Source organism: Aquabacterium sp. (assembly GCF_035476535.1).
Taxonomy (GTDB): Bacteria; Pseudomonadota; Gammaproteobacteria; order Burkholderiales; family Burkholderiaceae_C; genus Pseudaquabacterium.
The window spans coordinates 1-13,131 of sequence record NZ_DATILJ010000088.1 but is presented as its reverse complement, the minus strand read 5'-3'; the positions used below and the strand labels follow the sequence as shown (position 1 = coordinate 13,131).

The window sequence follows — 13,131 nt, the reverse complement described above, 5'->3', positions numbered from 1 at the left end:
CAGGGGCGCATGACAACGCCGCCCGACGCCGGTCGCGGCCGGGCCGGCCGCCGGTGGGCCGTCAGCGGCGCGTTGCTGGCCGGCGCGCTCGGCGCTGCGCTGCTGGCTGGCGTCATGGATGTGGCGATGCACCAGGCCTACATGCTGGGCGCGGTGATCGCCGTCGGCCTGGTCGCGGCGCTGGCGATATCACGGCTGATGCAGGAGTCGCAGCGCCGCCATGAATCGGAGCAGTTGCTGCTGGGCGTGTTCCAGACCAGCCCCGACGCGGTGGCCGTGAGTTCGCTGGACGATGGCCGCCTGGTCATGATCAACGAGCAGTTCAGCCGCAGCTTCGGCGTTGCCGCCGAGGCGGCCATCGGCCGGGATGCGGTGAGCCTGGGCCTCTGGGCCGACCCAGCCGAGCGGGCCGCGCTGCGCGAACGCGTGTTGCGCGAAGGCCAGGTGCACAACCAGCCGGTGCGGCTGCGTGCCGGCGACGGGCGCGAGCTGATGGCGCTGATCTCGGCCTCGCGCCTGCAGCTCAAGGGCCAGGACCACCTGGTGACGGTGTCGCGCGACGTGAGCGCGCTGGAACGTGAGCGCGCCGACACCGGCAAGCTGCTGCAACATGCCGCGGTGGGCCTGGCGCTGGTGCGCAACAACGTCTTCATGTACGTGAACCCGATGTACGAGACGCTGCTGGGATTTCCTGCGGGCACGCTGGCCGGCCATTCCACCCGCGTGGCCTTTCCCAGCGACCGGGCCTACGAGCGCTTTCGCGAACGCGCCGCCTCCCGCGCGATCGACGGTGACATCGACCTCGAAACCAAGGTCATCCGGCACGACGGCAGCAGCTTTCCCGGCCGCATGCGCGGGCGTGCGGTGGATCCGCACCAGCCCTATGCGGCCGGCATGATCTGGGTGCTGGAGGACATCGGCGAGCATCAGCACGCGCAGCGCCAGCTGGCCGAAGCCAAGGAGCAGGCCGAGGCCGCCAACCGGGCCAAAAGCAGCTTCCTGGCCGCGATGAGCCACGAGATGCGCACGCCGCTGAACGGCGTGCTCGGCATGATCCGGCTCGCGCTGGGCGAACCGCCGCACTCGGCCCAGCGCGACAGCTACCTGCGCCATGCCGAAGCCAGCGGCCAATCGCTGGCGGAGATCATCTCGGACGTGCTGGACCTGTCGCGCATCGAGGCTGGCCGGCTGCAGCTGGAGAGCGTGGTCTTCGACCTGCACGCGCTGGCCGAGAGCCAGCAGGCGCTGCACGCGCCGCAGGCCAGCGCGCGCGGGCTGCGGCTGAGCCTGAGCATCGCGCCCGGCGTGCCGCGCACGGTGCGCGGCGACCCGGCCCGCGTGCGCCAGCTGATCGTCAACTTCCTCGGCAACGCGCTGAAGTTCACCGAGGCCGGCCACATCGAGCTGCTGCTCGAAGCGCCGACCGCCACCGGTGCGGCCGCTGGCGTGCGCATCACCGTGCGCGACACCGGCATCGGAATCGCGCCCGAGTTGCAGCAGCGCCTGTTCCAGCCCTTCGTGCAGGCCGACAGTTCGACCACCCGCCGCTTCGGCGGCACCGGGCTGGGCCTGTCGATCTGCCGCGAGCTGGCGCAGCTGATGGGCGGCCGGGTCGGCCTGCACAGCCGGCCCGGCCAGGGCAGCAGCTTCTGGGCCGAGCTGCCGCTGGCCGCCGCCAGCGCGCCGGCCGATGCGCCGGTGGTTGAGCCGGGCCTGCCGCAACCGCTGGCCGGCCTGCGGGTGCTGGTGGCCGAGGACCACCCGGTGAACATGATGATCGCCGCCGCGATGCTGCGCCGCTGGGGCGCCGTGGTCGACGAAGCGCAGGACGGCGCCGCGGCACTGGAACAGGTGCAGCAGGCCGAGGCCGAAGGCCGGCACTACGGCGCCGTGCTGATGGACATGCACATGCCACGGCTCAGCGGCATCGACGCCACGCAGCGGCTGCGCGAGCGCTTCGACGCACAGCAGCTGCCGATCATTGCGCTGACCGCCGCCGCGCTGGCCAGCGAGCAGCGCCAGGCGATGGAAGCCGGCATGAACGACTTCGTCTCCAAGCCCATCGATGCCGCGCAGCTGCTGCAGGCGCTGCTGCGCGCAGCGGCCCCTGCCGGCCCGCCGCCACCGGCAGGTACACAACCGATCACGCCAGGCTGACGTTCAGACCATGCCAGGGCAGCGGCCACACATCGCCGCGGTCTTGCCTGATGCGCACGAGCCAGGGGTGGCGCAACAGTCAAGATCGAGCGGTATTACCCGTTTATTCTAGATTCTAGATAAACTCCACATAAACAGGTAAGGGACGCCATGGACGCCAGAGACAACCCCTACGTTCCCGGGGCAGGAACGCCGCCGCCCGAGTTGGCTGGACGACATGAAGTCTTAGAGCGTGCAGAAATCGCTCTGACACGCATTCAGCGGCGGCGCCCGTCGAAGAGCCTCATCGTCGTCGGATTGCGCGGAGTCGGAAAGACCGTCCTGCTCGTACGCTTCCAAAGCGAGGCTGAACGCCTTGGATATCAGTCCACGCTGATTGAAGCTCACGAAGGGAAAACGCTCCCTGCATTGATCGTTCCTCCGCTACGCAAACTCCTGTTTTCACTGAGCATTTCGGCCGCCGCAGGAGACAAGGGGCGCAAGGCATTGCGCGCGCTGCGGAGCTTCATGGGAAGCGTGAAGCTCACCTGGAACGACATGGAGTTGGGAATCGAGCCCGCAAAGGGCACTGCAGACAGCGGTGATCTGGAGTTGGACCTGGCAGACCTCTTGGTGTCGGTTGGTGAGGCAGCGGCCGAGAAAAACACCGCCGTTGCACTGTGCATCGACGAAATGCAATACATGACCGGAAAGGAGTTCAGTGCCTTGATCATGGCCCTTCACAAGGTTGCTCAGCTGAACCTGCCGTTCATCGTGGTCGGTGCCGGCTTACCGCAAATACTTGGCTTGGCGGGCGAATCGAAATCCTACGCGGAACGACTGTTCGACTATCCGACGGTCGGCCCATTGAACGACGAAGACGCGGAGCAGGCACTCGTCAGGCCGGCCCGGGACATGAACGTTCTCTATGAGAAGGACGCGATTGCAAAGATCATCACCGTGACGAAGGGGTACCCGTACTTCCTGCAGCAGTGGGGCTACGAGGTCTGGAACATTGCGAAGAAGTCCCCGATCACGCTCGCCGACGTGGAGCGAGCGACTTCGGAGGCTATCTCGGCACTCGACGAAAGTTTCTTCAGGGTTCGATTCGATCGCTGCACCCCATCCGAGAAGCGGTACATGCGGGCGCTTGCAGACTTGGGCGAAGGAGCGAAGCGGTCCGGCGACATTGCCGATCGCCTTGGTGTGAAAGTCACCAGCGTCGGCCCCACGCGCTCCAAGCTCATCGCCAAGGGAATGATCTACAGCCCGCAGCATGGCGAGACAGCATTCACAGTTCCGCTCTTTGATGACTACATGCGTCGCACGATGCCGGGCAACGACTGGAAGCGATAGCCGTCAGTATTGGCTTCCGATGAGGCACCGCCGCCTGCGGGAATCTGCCTGTCGGTGTGGCGCGTGGCCTCGCCGCTGCCGACTTGAGCCAAGCCTGTCGGGTCGGCGGCCAGGCTGACCGGCCGGCCGCTCAAGCCCGGGAAGTATGCTCGGCGCATGTACGTGCAACGTTTCGGGCTGGCCCACGAGCCGTTTTCGATCGCGCCCGATCCCCGCTTCCTGTTCATGAGCGAGCGCCACCGCGAGGCGCTGGCGCACCTGCTGTTCGGCCTGCAAGGCGGCGGCGGCTTCGTCGTGCTCACCGGCGAAATCGGCGCCGGCAAGACCACCGTCTGCCGCTGCTTCCTGGAACGCGTGCCGGCGCAGTGCAACGTGGCCTACATCTTCAACCCGCGGCTGACCGACACGGAGCTGCTCAAGACCATCTGCGACGAGTTCCGCATCACCGTGCCCGATGCCGGCAGCAACCCGCCGACGATCAAGCACTACCTGGATCCGCTGAACGCCTTCCTGCTGCAGGCCCATGCCCAGGGCCGCAACAACGTGCTGATCATCGACGAGGCGCAGAACCTGTCGGCCACGCTGCTGGAACAACTGCGCCTGTTGACCAACCTGGAGACCACCGAGCGCAAGCTGCTGCAGATCATCCTGATCGGCCAGCCGGAATTGCGCGAGATGCTGGCCCGACCCGAACTGGCACCGTTGGCCCAGCGCGTGATCGCGCGCTACCACCTGCAGGCCCTGAGCGAGGCCGAAAGCGAAGCCTACATCCGCCACCGCCTGGGCGTGGCCGGCTTCAGCGGTGCGCTGCCCTTCGATGCCGCGGCGCTGCGCCGCATCCACGCGCTGGCGCGCGGCGTGCCGCGCCGCATCAACCTGCTGTGCGACCGCGCGCTGCTGGGCGCTTATGGCGGCGGCCATGCGTCGGTGGACAAGCGCATCGTCGAGCGGGCCGCAAGGGAGGTGTTCGATGACACGGGAGCCGCCGCGCCGGCCGCCCGCCGGCGACTGCTGCTGGCCGCCGCGTTGGGCGGGGTGATCGGCGCGACGCTGCTGGCCGGCCTCGGCGCACTGCTGCAGCGGCCCGCGGCGGGCACTGCCGTGGCGGCCGTGACCTTGGCGGGTAGCGCCAGCGCAGCGGCGCCTTCACCCGGTGTTGCCAGCGCATCGGCCGCGGCCGCCAGCGGCGCGGCGTTGCCCGCTGCGGCCACCGACCTGGCCACGCTGCTCGAGCGCCTGCCGCGCGACGAGCGTCAGGCCTGGCGCGCGCTGGCCGGCTTGTGGACGGTACCCGGCGCGGCCGCCACCGAGGCCGACCCCTGCACGGCCGAGCCCACGCTGCGCTGCCATCGATCGGTGCTGACGCTGGCGCAGATCCGCCAGCTCGCACGGCCCGGCCTGCTGGTACTGCAGGACGACGCCGGCCAACCAGCCTATGCCCTGCTGCTGGGTCTGGGCGAGCGCAGCGCCACGCTGCGCATCGGCGACACCCCGCGGGCCGTGACGCTGGCCTCGCTGGCCCGCTGGTGGCGCGGCGGTTTCGCGACCCTGTGGCGCGCGCCGGAAGGACTGCCGTCCACCTTGGGCGATAGCCACGGCGGCCCACTGGCCGATTGGCTGGGCACCCAGCTGAAGGCCGTCGACAGTGATGACTCACAAAATCAGCGGCCATTGCGCGAGCGCATCGCTGCATTCCAGCTGGCGCAGGGCCTGAAGGCCGACGGCGTGGCCGGCCCGATGACGCTGATGCAGCTCAACCGCGCCGCCGGCATCCACGAGCCGCGCCTGACGATGACCCCGGAGAATTGAACCGATGTCCTACGTGCTCGACGCCCTGCGGCGTGCCGATGCCGAACGCAACCGCGGCGCGGTGCCGGACCTGCATGCGCAGCCGGTGCTGTCCGGCGCGCCGCGAATGGCAGCGTCGCCGGCGGCCTGGCGCTGGACCGGCCTCTTGCTCGCGCTGGTGCTGGCGGGGGCGCTGGGCGCGTGGTGGCTGCTGCCGCGCTCGGGACCGGCGCCTGCGGCAGCGCCAGTCGCCGGCTCCGCGGCCGCGCCCGCCATCGCGCATGCGCCTGTGGAGCCACTCCCACCCGCAGCGACGCCGACGGCCACGCCAGCGGCTGCCGTGCCCTCAGCGCCACTGGCTCTGCCGCCAGTGCCCCGGCCCGCCTTGCAGCCCACGCAGGCGCAGGGGCCTGCCGCATCGACCGCCGCAGCCTCAGTGCCACCCTCACCTGCGGCAGCCGTCGCAGCGGCCAGCGCGCCGGCCGCCGCCGCACGCATCCCCCTGCTCAGCGAACTGCCCGAGGCCCTTCGCCGCAGCGTGCCGACACTGAACATCGGCGGCGCGATGGACTCACCGCAGCCGACCAACCGCATGCTGATCGTCAACGGCCAGGTGCTGCATGAAGGCGACCAGCCGCTGCCCGGCCTGACGCTGCGCACCATCCGGCTGCGCAGCGCGGTGTTCGACTACAAGGGCACGCGCTTCGAAATCAGCTACTGAAACCCATGACCACAACCGCCTTCATCGCCGTGTTCAGCGGCGCCGGCATCGGCGCGGTGCTGCGCTGGCTGTTCGCGCTCTGGCTGAACCCGCTGTTCCCGACGCTGCCGCTGGGCACGCTGGCGGCCAACCTGCTGGGCGGGCTGCTGGTCGGCGTGGCCTCGGCCTTCTTCACCCAGCACAGCACGCTGGCGCCGGAGTGGCGGTTGCTGGCCGTCACCGGCTTCCTCGGCGGCCTGACCACGTTTTCGACCTTCTCGGCCGAGGTGGTTCACCTGATCAGCCGTCAGCAGCCCCTGTGGGCGCTGGCCACGGCCGGCATGCACCTGCTGGGCTCGCTGGCGCTGACGGGCCTGGGCATCGTGCTGGCCCAGGCCTGGATGTCGCGCGGCTGAACGGCGCTCAGCGCTTGCCGCCGGGCGGCTTGCCGCGGCCGGCAGGCGGTGAGCCCGCCGCCGGCCCCGAGCCGGCCAGCAGCGAAGCGCCTTCGATGCCGGCGAACAGCTTGGCCGCGCGCACCTTGATCTCCAGCAACTCGCTGGGGCTCACCGAATAGCGGCCGGTGGTCACGTCGACATCGACGCGGAACTCCACTTCCTTGCCCTGGTACGACAGCAGGCCGCAGGTGAACTCGTAGTCCTCCTGCTCCATCGGCAGGCCGCGCGCGCGCATGTCGTAGTTCTCGTACTCGATGCTGCGGATCTCGCCGCTGGCCAAGTCCAGCAGGCCGGTCGACTTGACGAGGCTGTCACTGAGTTCGTCGTGAATCACGATCGGCAATTTCAAATCCACGGCAGGCACCTCATCCATCGAACTCGCAAAAGGGCCCGCATTTTGTCATGCGGCCGGCGGGGTGGCGCCGGCGCAGCGGGCCCGCAGTTCCTGCGCGATGGCTTCGACGATGCGATTCAGGTCGGCCCGCAGGCGCTCGAAGCCGGCGTGCGGCTCGCGCGTGGCCTCGTTCATGTACAGCGCGCGGTTGAGCTCGATCTGCAGGCTGTGGCGCCCGGCCTGCGGCTGGCCCATCAGCCGCACCAGTTCCTGGCCGGCATAGGGGTCGTTGATCGCGACGCGGTAGCCCTGGCCCTCGATGATCTCGCGCACGCACTGCACGAAGCCGGCGTCGCAACTGCTGCCGTGGCGGTCGCCGAGCACGAAGTCGGCCAACGGCGTGGCCGAGTGCAGACCCAGCCGTTCATAGGCGTTGTGCGGCATCGAATGCAGGTTCAGGTGCCAGCAGGCACCCCAGCGCTGCACTGCGGCGTCGCAGGCCGCGCGCACGGCAGCGTGGTAGGGCCGCCAGCAGCGCTCGATGCGCTGCTGCACCTCGGCCACCGTGAGCTGCCGGTCGTAGATCGGCGCGTCGGCGCGCACCTGGCGCCAGATCAGGCCGAAGCCCAGCGCGGTTTTCGGTGAAGGCGCGAGCGGCTCGGGCCAGGGTCCCGCCAGCATCGCCCCGTCCAGATCACCGAGCGCGCGGTTGACATCGATGTAGGTGCGGGGAAAGTCCGCCAGCACCAGCGTGCCGCCGACCTGCGGCACACGCGACCACAGGCGGTCGATGTCGGTGTCCTCGCCGGCGCGCAATTCGCTGCGTGCGATGGCATGGCCGAAGTCGGCAGGGTAGCGGGTGCCGCTGTGCGGCGAATCGCAGACCAGCGGCAGCGCCTGGTCGGCGCGGCCGGCGATCACGCGAACCCAGGGCGTTTGCTGATCCATGCGGTGCCGAACCTCAAGTCATGTCGATGCGTGCAGTGTGCTCCCGTTACCGGCGCCCGGCGCTCAGGCCGGGGCATGCGATGCAGCGCCCGCACGGCGCTGCGCGAGCCCCCGCCCGTAGGCGCGCATCGGCGCTTCGACCAGGCGATGCAGGCCATAGGCCATCGCCACCGTCGTTGCCAGGCACAACAGCGCCACCAGCGCCACTGGCACGCCAGGCAGCAGCGGCGGCAGGCGCTGCAGCGGCGCGTTGTGGAACAGGTACAGGCCGTAGCTCAGATTGCCCAGCAGCATCGCCGTGGCCAGCAGCCAGCGTGGCGGCGAGCGCAACCAACCGACCCAGGCAGCGACCATCGCGGCATAGGCCACCGCGGCGATCAAGCTCACGTTGCCGCGCAGCAGCGTGATGGCATTCAGTGCCTCATCTCCGCCATGGATGACAAAGTAAGCGGCCACCGAGGCGATGGCGCACCACAGCGCCGCGCCCCCGGCCAGCAAGCCCAGCCGCACCCCGCCGCTCGGCGCGCTGCGCACGAAGCACCAGGCCAGCGCACCGAGCAGGAACTCCACCAGCAGCCCCGGCAAGTGCACCGACAACACCAGCCACAGGCCGTCTGAGGCCGGCTTCAGCGGCTGCGCGAATGCAATCGCCAGGTGCAGCGCCAGCGCCGCTGCGAACAGCCACAGCACCTGGCGCAGCGTGTGCACCCAGCGTGCCAGCAGCGGCAGCAGCAGGTAGAACTCCACCTCCGGCGGCAGGCTCCAGAAGGCCGGGTTCAGATGGTAGGCAATGTCCTTGTTCTGCAAGGTCTGCACCAGGAACACGTGCTGCAGCAGGTAGTTCACCGGCTCGCCCTGCAGCCAGCGCAATCCGGCGTAGACCAACAGGGCCACCGCATACAGCGGATACAGCCGGAAGAAGCGGCGCAGCAGGTACGGTCCCCAGCGCAGCGGCTTGCCGAACAGATAGGGCGCGAAGACAAAGCCGCTGAGCACGAAGAACAGGTCCACGCCGGTGTAGGCAAAGCTCGACACGCCGGCAAACGCCGGCAGGTAGTGCGCCGCGATCACCATCACAGCCGCCACGCCCCGCACCATCTCGACCGAGTATTCCGTCGATGCGCTGTCTTCTGCCACCACCTGCGCCCCTGCCGTGGGCACACCCTTGCGCCACCGGCTTGAACTATACCGGCGCACCCTTCGCGCACCCCTGGCGCGCCCACCGCACGACCGGGCGCGGTGCCCGCCGATAATGCCGCCGATGTTCCGCCGCTCGCCACACCGCGCCGCCTGGTTGGCTGGCGCCTTCTGCCTGGCCGCTGCCTTTGCGCTCTATGGATCGACGCTGCGCAACAGCTGGTGCTGCGACGACACCCAGATCCTGCAGCACGCGCTGCGCTTCGCGCCGTGGCAGTATTTCTTCGAACCTGCCGCCTGGCGCGCGCTGGTGCCGTACAGCCTGACGCCCTGGCTCACCCTGAGCTACGAGCTCGACCATGCGCTGGCCGGCATGCAGGCCGGCGCCTACTACGCGCATCACCTGCTGATGATCGGCCTGGCCGCCGCGCTGATCTGGCGCCTGGCGGCCTTGTGGGTGGGCCCAGTGGCGGCGGCCAGCGGCGCGCTGCTGTTCCTGCTGGGCGTGCCGATCGCGCAGGCCAGCCAGCTGCTGATGGTGCGGCACTACACCGAGGGTCTGGTGTTCTACGGGCTGGCCCTGCTGCTGTTCGCGCAGCGCCTGCGCGGCGGGCCAGGCTGGCTGCTGCTGGCCTGCGGCCTGGCCTACGCCGTGGCGGCCAGCGCGAAGGAGATCTACCTGCCGCTCGGCGCGGTGGCCCTGCTGCTGCCGCTGGGCAGCTGGGGGCAGCGGCTGCGCGCCGCCGTGCCCTTCGGCGTGGTGATGCTGTTGTACGTGCCCTGGCGCTGGTTCATGCTGGGCGATCCGATCGGCGGCTACACGCCGCCCGGCGCGCTGGCGGCCACCGAGCCGGCCTTGCTGCGGCAGCAGCTCGCTGGCCTGCCGGCGCTGCTGTGGCGCTGGCCGCTGCTGGGCGGCGGCGCGTGGCTGCTGGTCGTGGCCGTGGCGCTGTGGCGCAGCCGGCAGCGCTGGCCCGCCGTGGCGCGGCTGGCCGCGGCGGCGGTTTTGCTGCTGCTGCCCTTGCTGCCGCTGCTGCGCTTTCCCGGCCTGGTGGCCGGCAACGAGCGCTACCTGATCGGGCTGTGGGCGGCCCTGTCGCTGGGCTTCGCCATCGCGCTGGGCAGGGCTTGTGCCGCCGTCGATGAACAGCCCACCGGCGGCGCGGTAGGCGGCGTCATGGGCGGCAAGATCGGCGGCGTGATCGGCGGACTGGGGCCCGCCCCGCGCGGCGCCGCGGCGCTGGTGTTGTTCGCCGCGGTGGCCGTGCCCGCCTGGCTGGCCAGCACCCGAGCGCTGGAGTCAGCCGCCGCCGTGCACCGCGAACACCGCGCCTTCGCCGACACCCTGCGCACCGAGCCTGCCGACAGCGTGGTGCTGCTGCCGGCCGGCGTGGCGGACTGGTTTGCGCAGGGCCTGCTGGCGCTGCGCCCGGCAATGGCGCTGAGTGCCGCGCCACCGCGCCTGATGGCCGACGACGTGGAACTGGCCGCCTTGCCGGCCGGCACCCGGCGCGTGCTGCGTTACGACCCGGCCAGCGACGGCATGACCAATATCGCGGCCGACCTGCCGGCCCGCCTGGCCGCCTGGCGCTCGCAACTGCGCGCCGAGCCGATGACGCTGACCCTGGAGCGCCAGATCTCACAGCAAGGGCTGCGCTGGCAGTTCAGTGCCACGCAGCCCGGCCGCTACAGCCTGCTGGCGCCCGGCCAACGGCTGGACGTGCCGGCGCCGGCGGGCGCGCTGCGCCTGGAGCAGCCGCTGCCGGCCTGCTTTCGCATCCGCTTCGATGCCGATGCCGGCGGCAGCAGCTACTCGCCCCCGTTGGCTCTGCCGGCGCAAGCCGATGCCGATGGCCTGCAACGCCTGCACTGGCAAGGCCACGGCGAACGGCTCGACAGCGGCGCGCCCGGCTGGTGCGGGTCCGGACCGCAGTGAGCATGACCCAGCCCGATGCTGCGGCATCATCGACACCCCCGTTTCACACGCGACCCCTCGTGAACCCCTGCCCGCCCACCCTGTCCATCGTCTGCCCGATGCACGACGAAGCCGCCGCGCTGGACGCGTTCTTTGCACGTTTGCTGCCGGTGCTGCAGGCCAGCGGGGAGAGCTTCGAGATCGTCTGCATCAACGACGGCAGCCGGGATGCGACGCTGCAGCAGCTGCGGGCCCTGCAGCCCACGCTGCCCGGCCTGCGGGTGATCGATCTGGCGCGCAACTTCGGCAAGGAAGCCGCGCTGACCTGCGGCCTCGACCACGCGCTTGGCGCCGCGGTGATTCCCATCGACGCCGATCTGCAAGACCCGCCCGAGCTGATTCCCGAGATGCTGCGGCTGTGGCGCAGCGGCTTCGAGGTGGTGCTGCCGCAGCGCGTCGACCGCTCCAGCGACGGCCTGCTCAAACGCAAGACGGCCGACTGGTTCTACCGTTTGAACAACCGCATTTCGGATGCACCGCTGCCGGTCAATGTCGGCGATTTCCGGCTGATGGACCGCAAGGTGGTCGACGCGGTGAAGCGATTGCCCGAGTCCCACCGCTTCATGAAGGGCCTGTTTGCCTGGGTCGGCTTCCGCCAGGCGACGATTCCCTACACTCGAGCGCCACGCAGTGCCGGCCGCACCAAGTTCTCGGGCTGGCGGCTGTGGAACCTGGCGATCGAGGGCATCACGTCGTTCTCGACCGCACCGCTGCGCATCTGGACCTATCTGGGCAGCCTGGTCGCGCTGGTGGCGTTTGCCTACGCGCTGTTCATCATCGGCCGCACGCTGGTGCTGGGCAGCGACTTGCCGGGTTATGCCTCGCTGATCACCGTGGTGCTGTTCCTCGGTGGCGTGCAGCTGATCGGCCTGGGCGTGATCGGCGAGTACCTGGGCCGGCTGTACGGCGAGGCCAAGGGCCGGCCGGTGTACATCGTGCGCGAGCAGTTCGACAGCAGCGACCATGCGGCCTGAGGTCTACCGCGAAATGGCCGCGGTGCAGGCCACGCACTGGTGGTTCGCGGCGCGGCGGCGCATCCTGGCCAGCTTGATCGAGCGCCTCGATCTCGGCCCCGGCGCGCAGCTGCTGGAGATCGGCTGCGGCACCGGCGGCAACCTGGCGATGCTGGCGCGCTTCGGCGCGCTGAGCGCGATGGAGTACGACCCGCTGGCGCGCGAGATCGCGCAGTCCCAGCAGGTCTGCACGGTGCAGCTGGGCGGCCTGCCCGAGCCGGTGCCCTTCGATGACCGTCGCTTCGACCTGATCTGCCTGCTCGATGTGCTGGAGCACATCGCCGACGACGGCGCGGCGCTGGGCCGCATCCGCCGCCTGCTGAAACCGGGCGGCCGGCTGCTGCTGACGGCGCCAGCCTACCGCTGGCTGTGGTCGGCGCACGACAGCGCCCACCACCATCACCGCCGCTACACCGCCGGTGCGCTGAGGGCCCTCGCCGGCAAGGCCGGCCTGCGGGTGCAGCGCATCGGCTACTGCAACACGCTGCTGTTCCCGCTGATCGCGCTGGCGCGCCTGGCGCAGGCGGCCTTGCGGCGCCCGGGCGGATCGGATGCGGCGCTGCCGCCGCCGCTGCTGAACCGGCTGCTCGAAACGGTGTTCGCCTCTGAGCGGCATGTGCTGCCGCGCTGGCTGTTCCCGTTCGGCGTGTCGGTGATCGCGGTGCTGCAAGCGGCAGCGGAGTGATCAGCCCGGCGGCGCCTCTTCGATCACCTCGCTGACCATGCCCCAGCGTGCGAACTCGGGCGCGAACTCGGCCAGCGACAGCAGCCCCGCGCACGGGCCCGCACCGGGCGTGACCGCTTCGCCGCGCGCCCAGCGCCGCGCCAGCAGGATGGCGGCCATGCACGGGATCTCCGGCCCGTGGTCCTGGCCGGCGGTGATGTGCCAGGCACGCTGCCGCGGCTGGCCCTGCGCATCGAGGCCCTGCACGCGCAGCACCATGCCGCCGACATCGCTGCCGAAGGGGTTCAGCCAGTCGCCCGCCCGCTGCAGCAGAGGGGCCCAGCGCTCGGGCCGCGAGACCAGGCCGGCGCGGCGCAAGGCGGCCAGCCAGGCAAAGCCGCGCTGCGCCAGACTCACCTCCAGCGCGGCACGGAACATCACGCTCTGCACGCCCGGGTGGCGCCGTGGCAGCAGTTCCAGATCGGGGATGTCGCACAGCGCGCCCAGCCGCGGTTTCATGCGCGCAAACGGCACGGCCACCGGGTTGGACCAGCCGGGCAACGGGGTCCAGCGGCCCTGCTGCCAGACCGGAATCGGCGCGCCGCAGTAGCTGAGCACGGCC

At 70.3% G+C, this 13,131-nt stretch carries 11 protein-coding genes and 1 pseudogene; 8 read left to right on the top strand and 4 right to left on the bottom strand.

The annotated features are described in order from the left end of the window. The first annotated feature begins 9 nt into the window (after positions 1 to 9). The 5 genes from VLK61_RS08960 (at position 10) to crcB (ending at position 6,396) form a co-directional block, all read left to right on the top strand. On the top strand, positions 10 to 2,157 hold the full coding sequence (locus VLK61_RS08960; RefSeq protein ID WP_325420306.1) for a hybrid sensor histidine kinase/response regulator: 2,148 nt from the start codon (positions 10 to 12) through the stop codon (positions 2,155 to 2,157). Between the two features lie 150 nt (positions 2,158 to 2,307). Then, positions 2,308 to 3,492 (top strand): AAA family ATPase, encoded by a 1,185-nt coding sequence (locus tag VLK61_RS08955; protein ID WP_325420304.1) that lies wholly within the window; start codon positions 2,308 to 2,310, stop codon positions 3,490 to 3,492. Between the two features lie 156 nt (positions 3,493 to 3,648). Further along, positions 3,649 to 5,301 (top strand): ExeA family protein, encoded by a 1,653-nt coding sequence (locus VLK61_RS08950; protein ID WP_325420302.1) that lies wholly within the window; start codon positions 3,649 to 3,651, stop codon positions 5,299 to 5,301. A 4-nt stretch (positions 5,302 to 5,305) separates the two neighbouring features. Next, entirely contained in the window at positions 5,306 to 6,001 is a 696-nt protein-coding gene (locus VLK61_RS08945) for a general secretion pathway protein GspB (protein WP_325420300.1), read from the top strand. 5 nt (positions 6,002 to 6,006) lie between these two features. Beyond that, on the top strand, positions 6,007 to 6,396 hold the full coding sequence (gene crcB, locus VLK61_RS08940) for a fluoride efflux transporter CrcB (RefSeq protein WP_325420298.1): 390 nt from the start codon (positions 6,007 to 6,009) through the stop codon (positions 6,394 to 6,396). A 7-nt stretch (positions 6,397 to 6,403) separates the two neighbouring features. On the opposite strand, the gene VLK61_RS08935 is transcribed toward crcB, so the two are convergent. From VLK61_RS08935 to VLK61_RS08925, 3 genes are all read right to left on the bottom strand, one after another. Further along, complete coding sequence (locus VLK61_RS08935) at positions 6,404 to 6,793, bottom strand: hypothetical protein (protein WP_325420296.1); 390 nt, start codon at positions 6,791 to 6,793, stop codon at positions 6,404 to 6,406. A 45-nt stretch (positions 6,794 to 6,838) separates the two neighbouring features. Continuing rightward, complete coding sequence (locus tag VLK61_RS08930; protein WP_325420294.1) at positions 6,839 to 7,720, bottom strand: N-formylglutamate amidohydrolase; 882 nt, start codon at positions 7,718 to 7,720, stop codon at positions 6,839 to 6,841. A gap of 63 nt (positions 7,721 to 7,783) precedes the next feature. Further along, complete coding sequence (locus VLK61_RS08925) at positions 7,784 to 8,881, bottom strand: acyltransferase family protein (protein WP_325420292.1); 1,098 nt, start codon at positions 8,879 to 8,881, stop codon at positions 7,784 to 7,786. A gap of 100 nt (positions 8,882 to 8,981) precedes the next feature. Between VLK61_RS08925 and VLK61_RS08920 the strand changes: the two genes are divergently transcribed. The 3 genes from VLK61_RS08920 to VLK61_RS08910 are packed head-to-tail and all read left to right on the top strand — an operon-like array spanning position 8,982 to position 12,530. Further along, positions 8,982 to 10,793 carry a hypothetical protein gene (locus VLK61_RS08920; RefSeq protein ID WP_325420290.1) on the top strand — a complete coding sequence of 604 codons (1,812 nt, stop codon included), beginning with the start codon at positions 8,982 to 8,984 and terminating at the stop codon, positions 10,791 to 10,793. A gap of 59 nt (positions 10,794 to 10,852) precedes the next feature. Beyond that, positions 10,853 to 11,806 carry a glycosyltransferase family 2 protein gene (locus tag VLK61_RS08915; protein ID WP_414636790.1) on the top strand — a complete coding sequence of 318 codons (954 nt, stop codon included), beginning with the start codon at positions 10,853 to 10,855 and terminating at the stop codon, positions 11,804 to 11,806. Next, positions 11,796 to 12,530, top strand: a complete 735-nt coding sequence (locus tag VLK61_RS08910; protein ID WP_325420288.1) for a class I SAM-dependent methyltransferase — start codon at positions 11,796 to 11,798, stop codon at positions 12,528 to 12,530. Before VLK61_RS08915 ends, VLK61_RS08910 begins: the two co-directional genes overlap by 11 nt. On the opposite strand, the pseudogene VLK61_RS08905 reads toward VLK61_RS08910, so the two are convergent. Next, positions 12,531 to 13,131, bottom strand: a pseudogene (locus tag VLK61_RS08905) (saccharopine dehydrogenase); the annotation flags it as partial.

Bases quoted from the DNA above. Each gene is read 5' to 3' on its own strand.
- VLK61_RS08945 (WP_325420300.1), top strand. From the start codon at position 5,306: ATGTCCTACGTGCTCGACGCCCTGCGGCGTGCCGATGCCGAACGCAAC.
- VLK61_RS08950 (WP_325420302.1), top strand. From the start codon at position 3,649: ATGTACGTGCAACGTTTCGGGCTGGCCCACGAGCCGTTTTCGATCGCG.
- VLK61_RS08955 (WP_325420304.1), top strand. From the start codon at position 2,308: ATGGACGCCAGAGACAACCCCTACGTTCCCGGGGCAGGAACGCCGCCG.
- VLK61_RS08930 (WP_325420294.1), bottom strand. From the start codon at position 7,720: ATGGATCAGCAAACGCCCTGGGTTCGCGTGATCGCCGGCCGCGCCGAC.
- crcB (WP_325420298.1), top strand. From the start codon at position 6,007: ATGACCACAACCGCCTTCATCGCCGTGTTCAGCGGCGCCGGCATCGGC.
- VLK61_RS08920 (WP_325420290.1), top strand. From the start codon at position 8,982: ATGTTCCGCCGCTCGCCACACCGCGCCGCCTGGTTGGCTGGCGCCTTC.
- VLK61_RS08910 (WP_325420288.1), top strand. From the start codon at position 11,796: ATGCGGCCTGAGGTCTACCGCGAAATGGCCGCGGTGCAGGCCACGCAC.
- VLK61_RS08960 (WP_325420306.1), top strand. From the start codon at position 10: ATGACAACGCCGCCCGACGCCGGTCGCGGCCGGGCCGGCCGCCGGTGG.